Raw genomic sequence first — 6,326 nt, forward strand, 5'->3', positions numbered from 1 at the left:
ACGTGCTTGTCATCGACATCCACTGGTTCCGTGCGGCCTATCACGGTCAGCGCGAGGACGGGGAACCTGACTGGCCCCCCGCCCCCGCCCGGCTGCTCGGCGCGCTGCTGGCGGGTGCGCACCAGCTTCCCTCGCCCACGGCCAAGGTGCCCGCCCTCCGGGCCCTGCGCAGCATCGCTGCGAGCGCTCCTCCGTTCATCGACGCTCCTCTGGCACGGTCCCTGGGCACGCCGGCCACCTACACGGAGGGGACGTGGCTGCCCGACGTGGCGACGGCAAAGACGCTGGGGAAGCTGCTAGACCTGGGCGTCGTGTCCATGGATTCGCAGTCCCGCGTCGCCAAGCGCCAGGATGCGATGGCCCTCGCAGACGATCTGTTGTCGTTCATTGTCGACGTCGACCTCCCCGCGGACGAGCTCGAGGGCCTGCGGGAGGCTGCTGGGTGCGTCGCGTACTTCGGTCGCTCCAACGACCCCGCTGACCTCACAGTCGAGGTCGTCCACGAAGCCGACGTGCACGCGACGATCCCAACCGGTCACCGCGAGCGCTGGTATCCCCGCCGCACGAGCCGGGGATCGGTCCGTGGATGGCTTCCCAGCACGCTGGACTGGTACGACGCCAGCTTTGCGAGGACCTTTGGCACCGATGCCTCGGTGTCCTCGCTCCCCCCGATCCCCGCCGACGGGTACGTCGACCCGCTCTCCTACGATCGGACCCCTCCGGTGGCCACGAGAACGTCGTCTGCCTGCACGGTTGTTCCGCTGCTCAGGTCAGTCCCCCAGCACCTCGTGTCGGCGTTGATCGCGGAGGTCACCTCGGCCCTGGAAGACAGCGGCCAGAACGCGGTCGGCGGACAGGCGCCGGCGTGGTTCACCTTCGCCGCCACGGTGAGCGGAGGGATGCACGACGACGGACGGTGCGTCGGCGTGGGCCTGGCACCCCGCGCTGAGGTGCTCCCAGACAACAGCGACGTCGGGCCCGCGTCCGCGAGCGCCGTGGTGGAACGCATCGTCCTGTCTCGAGCCGCCACGCCCGGCAGTCGATCCATCGTCGGTCCCGGTGCTCTTGACCCCGATCACTGGACCGGTCCCGAGTCGCACTGGTTCTCTGCGACCCCGCTTCGCGGTTTTCCCGACGAACGAGTCATCCGCCACATGATGGAGGTGACACTCCGCGAGCGCTTCGGCGTCGGCCTGACGGCGCTCACGGTGCGGCAGTCCCCGCTGTACGCCTATGAGGCGCGTTGGCCCAACGGTGATCTAGCAGACGGGCTCGGTCAGTGGTGGTGCGAGCTCCACCTCTCCGCACCGATCGCGGGGCCCCTCGTCCTCGGTGCGGGCACCGACCACGGCTTCGGCCTTTTCCACCCGAGCAGGAGCCCCTCATGACATCTGCCTCTGTCCCGCAGGTCTTTCCGACCTTTGCCGAGTTCTTCGCGGCCACGCACGGCGGACACGCACCGTACGCGTGGCAGTCCGAGCTCGCGTCACGACTTGCCGGCGACGGCTGGCCGTCCGTCATCGAAGTACCCACAGGGCTGGGCAAGACGACGACGATCGCCGCCGCCGTGTACGAGCTGGCCCGCCAGTGCCATGCCCGCGGCACGCACTCCTCGGACGGCAGCCCGCTACCCCTGCGGACTGCACCGCAGCGCATCTTCCACGTGGTCAACCGGCGCAGCCTCGTGGATGACACCGGGGACTACGTCGGAGCGTTGGCGTCTGCCATCAACGATGCCGTGCCTGGCTCGACCCTGGCACCGCTGCGTGAGGCACTCGCGGGGCTGCTCGGTGAGGGCAGCACCATCCCCGTGGTCGCTGCGCGTATCCACGGCGCGAGCCCGCGCGGGCACAGCTGGCTGCGATCGACGGGGTGCACGATCGTCACCCTGACCCCGCATCAGCTCGTCTCGAGGCTCGTCATGCGCGGATTCGGGGTGAGCAACGGCGCTCGTCCCATCCACGCGGCACTCGTCGGGATCGACCGCCTGGTGCTTGTCGACGAACCTCACCTCGCAGTACCGACCATCCACACGCTGGTCGACGCCGAAGCTCTCCAGCGGGCAGCCACGACCGACCTCGGTGTCCCGCTCGGGCAGACTGTGCTCCTCGGTGCGACGGTCCCGCGGGAGGCTACCCGGCTTGTCGGAGCGACAGCACGCTCCACCCTGGCGATCGATCCACTCCCCCCGGGCGACCCGACCGCGCCAGCCAACCAGGACTACGCTCGCCGTCTCGGCGCTGTCCGCACGCTGCAGGTCCACCGGACCAGCACGGCGTCGGACACGGCGTTTGTGAAGAAGCTTGTCACGTGCGCGGCGGCGGCGTGGACCGAGGGCAACGGCCGGGTCGCTGTCATGGTGAACACGGTCGCCGTCGCCCAGGCCGTGTATGCAGCACTCCCGGGGGCGCTGCTCGCGGCCAAGCTGGCAGTTCCGACGACGCTCGTCACCTCGCGATTCCGTCCTGTTGACCGGCCTGTGGTCAGCCGTGACGACCCGGGGATCACTGTGGCGACGCAGTGCCTCGAGGTCGGGGTCGATGTGAGCTTCGATGCGCTGGTGACCGAGCTCTGTTCATGGGATGCCTTGGTCCAGCGGCTCGGGCGCCTCAACCGAGACGGGTCCGCGTCTCAGGCAAGAGCCCAGCTCGTGTCGGCTCCGGCCGGTGCCGTGCGGCCGGGAACTCGTGCGGTGTATGGCGACACGCTCGTCGCCCTCGCGGCCGTCCTCGACGACGCGGGCAAGGATGCAGTGATCGACGTCTCCCCGACGGGCCTCGACGCACTGCGTATGCGCGCGGTGGCACTCTCCCTTACACTGTCGGCTCCCGTCCCGCGTGCCGGGACTCTCCATCGTGGACTTGTCCCCCTCATGGTGCAGACGCGCCCGACGCCAGTGCCTGACCTCCCGGTGGACGCTCTGGTCTCCGGGCCCGACGCGCCGCCGACCTCGGAGGTCCTCGTCGCGTGGCGGTCCCAACCCAGCCTGCTGTCAACCGGCGCCGACCCGGTGCGCGCGGCAGAGGCTGTCGCCATCTCTCGTGCGGCTCTCCTGGGCTTCCTCGCCGGAGAGCCTGCTACCCGGGTGCCTGTCACCGACCTCGAGACCCTCGCGGAAGAGGTGGCGCCCGGCTACGACCTCGCGCGGGACCGCCTGTCCGAGGTTCAGGTGTGGGACCCGCAGAGCGAGTCGTGGATCGCGGCCCGGGACCTCGCGGCGGTGGCCGACGCGAGGCGCATCGTGCTTCCGTGCAGCCTCGGTGGGTACAGCGTGGATCGCGGCTGGACGGGAGTGGCCGACGGCGCGCACACCGGAGACGTGTCCTTGGCAGCCACGCTCCTTGACCTACGTGGACTGCAGTCAGCGGGGTTCACACTCCCGTCCGCACCGGTGACACTCATCCTCACGCAGTCGTCCATCTCGGAGGCGAACCGGCTCCTGGGTCCCTGCGACTCCGTCGACCACGAGTCTCTCGCGGGTGCGCTTGCTGATGCTTCCGAGTTGCTCACGGCCTTCCCGAAGCCTGTCGGTGGTGGCGTCGACGGCCTCCCTGACGCCTCTGACGTCGATGTTTTCACCGAGGAGGCGGAGGCACGTCTTCGAGAGATCGGCGCTCAGGTCGTCCACGCCGCGCTCGGGCCGGTTGGCACGTCTGCGGTTCCGCGGGTCGTGGTCGAGATGCTCACTGCGAGCGCCTTCCAGGTCACGGTGAGGTGGCGAGCGCGGACACCTGATTCGAATGGGGGCGAGGTCGGACTAGTTGCGCACCAGGAGCAGGTCGCCGCGTGGGCCCTGTCAGATGCGACGGCGGCCGGCACCACACCCGATCTAGCCCACCTCCTCGAACTGGCCGGACGCCTGCACGACGAGGGCAAGGCCGACCCACGGTTCCAGCGCATGCTCGCCGGATATGCGAACACCACAGTCTCCGGCGGCGCCCTCGTGACGACGGACAACGCGACTGGTGAGACCCGGACGCGGCCCCTGCTGGCGAAGTCGACCGGGAGCGGGACCGAGGACACCCGTTCAAGGCGGCAGTCCGACTCTCGCCGTCGTCGCGAGGCCGGTGTACCGGAGAGCTGGCGCCACGAAGGGGCCAGCATCAAGGCCGTGCCTGAGATGGACGGAGGTGAACTCGTCCGTCACCTCGTCGGCTCGCACCACGGCTGGTACCGCCCTGCCTTTCAGCCGATTGCTCCGGATCAGGACCACGGCTTCGCCCATGCCAGCGAGTTCCTCCGCCTCAATGCGGAGTACGGCCCGTGGGGGCTCGCGTATCTCGAGACGCTGCTCCGCCTGGCCGACTGGCGGGCGTCCGCACTGCCGCTCGGCGACGTCGTGGCAGGCGTCCACCTACCCGACGTCCTAGCCCCCGATACACAGCACCCAACTGCTCAGATCACAACGCCGAGCGAGTTCACGCATCATTCGCTGACGGGGCTCGCGACGCACCCGTTGACTGGGTGGTTCGCCGTCCTGGGCCTCCTCGGTGCGGCAGAGGCACTTGGTGACACATCAGCGAGAGTGCGGTGGGACGTCGGTCCCACCGGCGGCGCGCCGACCTTCCCGGTGCTCGAGTGCACCGTGCCGCTCCATGAACTCGTGGGGGCGGTGCTCGGCTCCCCGCAGTGGGACGACGCTCAGCAACGCGTCAGGGGCAAGACGGGGAGCAAGTCGGGCCTGGAGGTGAAGAACCAGAAGCTCTCGCCGTCCACGTCCCTTCGCTGCATCCTGACAGAGACTGAGAACACGATGCTGCTCGGGCTGGTCGGTGACCTCGGGCGTGCCGACCGAGCGACATCCGGCGGCCAGGTTGAGCTACCGATCGCGGCGTTCGCCAACAACTCGAGCTACCCAGGTGTCGCGCTCCGACTGGTCGGTGCATTGGCACCGGTTGACTCGATCGTTGCGGCGCTGTTCGACCCGAACGCCGGGTACCAGATGACCGCATGTGATGGCGGCATGGACCGTCCTCTCTCGGCCGCCCCCAAAGACACGGGGCTCGGAGAGGTTGGTGACAAGAGGTCGACTCGGGCACTCCTTGCGCCCCTTGCAGTTGCGGGCATGGCCCTCGCCGGCACCACGGGCGCCCAGCCGCTAGGAGTCAATCAACGCTCCCGCCCTGCACGGCTACGCGTTCCCCTCCCGTCCCGTCCGACGAGCCTCGACGAACTCCGCGCGTTGCTCGTGGGAGCATGGGCACCCGACCAGTGGCAGTGGCCTCTCGTCGGCAATGCGTGGGTACTTGAGCTCGACAAGTTCTCCAGGGGGAAGTCCGACATCTCCTGGCAAGGAAGGGCTGTCCGGCGCGACGGAAAGTAGCTCTTCCAAAGCGATGTGGGATGGTGGATCCTCGCGGTAAACTCCCTGGTCAGCAAGTGTCTTCCCCGCGTATGCGGGGGTGAGCCCGGCGAGGCCATCAACCCTGGGCGCGGCTGGTGGTCTTCCCCGCGTATGCGGGGGTGAGCCCGCCGGCAACGCACCCGCGCCGGCCACCGTCCGGTCTTCCCCGCGTATGCGGGGGTGAGCCCGACGAGGCGAAGAACGGTGAGACCACTCAGCGGTCTTCCCCGCGTATGCGGGGGTGAGCCCCGAGATCCTCGACGAGCCGTCGATCATCCGCAGTCTTCCCCGCATATGCGGGGGTGAGCCCAGATGGCTCCAGCCTGGGCCGACCAGCCGCAAGTCTTCCCCGCGTATGCGGGGGTGAGCCGGACGCAGCGACATGGCAAACGGCGACGCCGCAGTCTTCCCCGCGTATGCGGGGGTGAGCCCCAGTGAGAACAGTGACGTGATCCACACTTGCGGTCTTCCCCGCGTATGCGGGGGTGAGCCCACGTCCGCGCTCGGTGGGAACACCGGCGCGCTGTCTTCCCCGCGTATGCGGGGGTGAGCCGTGACCATCGCGAGGTCGCCTTCGTCGTCGGGTCTTCCCCGCGTATGCGGGGGTGAGCCGACACCGAACGACGTCGGCACCTGGTGGCCGGCGTCTTCCCCGCGTATGCGGGGGGTGAGCCTCCCGGCTCGCACAGTCTGCTCCGAGCACGTGGGTCTTCCCCGCGTATGCGGGGGTGAGCCCGGCTGGGACCTGCTCTGGTGCGCCCAGCACGAGGTCTTCCCCGCGTATGCGGGGGTGAGCCGTGCGGGATCCAGTGTGTGGACCCGGACACGATGTCTTCCCCGCGTATGCGGGGGTGAGCCGACGTACACCCAGTCGGTCTGCCCTGCCGCGTTGTCTTCCCCGCGTATGCGGGGGTGAGCCCTCAACGTCAACAATCAGCAGCACTACACGCTTGTCTTCCCCGCGTATGCGGGGGTGAGCCCG

2 protein-coding genes and 2 CRISPR repeat arrays are annotated in these 6,326 nt (G+C 69.1%); both genes read left to right on the forward strand.

Translation table 11 applies throughout. The features are described from left to right. Positions 1–2 precede the first annotated feature (2 nt). Positions 3–1,388, forward strand: a complete 1,386-nt coding sequence (gene csb2, locus BLQ50_RS05460) for a type I-G CRISPR-associated protein Csb2 (RefSeq protein WP_093181928.1) — start codon at positions 3–5, stop codon at positions 1,386–1,388. Further along, the gene (gene cas3g / locus BLQ50_RS05465) at positions 1,385–5,323 is read left to right on the forward strand and encodes a type I-G CRISPR-associated helicase/endonuclease Cas3g (RefSeq protein ID WP_093181930.1); all 3,939 of its coding nucleotides are present in this window, start codon (positions 1,385–1,387) and stop codon (positions 5,321–5,323) included. The genes csb2 and cas3g overlap by 4 nt, the downstream gene beginning before the upstream one ends. Before the next feature lie 58 nt (positions 5,324–5,381). Further along, positions 5,382–5,958: direct repeats of the CRISPR family, unit length 29 nt; unit sequence GTCTTCCCCGCGTATGCGGGGGTGAGCCG. 93 nt (positions 5,959–6,051) lie between these two features. Then, positions 6,052–6,325: direct repeats of the CRISPR family, unit length 29 nt; unit sequence GTCTTCCCCGCGTATGCGGGGGTGAGCCG. Position 6,326: the final 1 nt, after the last annotated feature.

The sequence above is a fragment of the Sanguibacter gelidistatuariae genome (genome assembly GCF_900096585.1).
GTDB classification, from domain to species: Bacteria; Actinomycetota; Actinomycetes; order Actinomycetales; family Cellulomonadaceae; genus Sanguibacter; species Sanguibacter gelidistatuariae.

Coding starts and splice junctions, on each gene's coding strand:
- cas3g (WP_093181930.1), top strand. CDS start 1,385: ATGACATCTGCCTCTGTCCCGCAGGTCTTTCCGACCTTTGCCGAGTTC.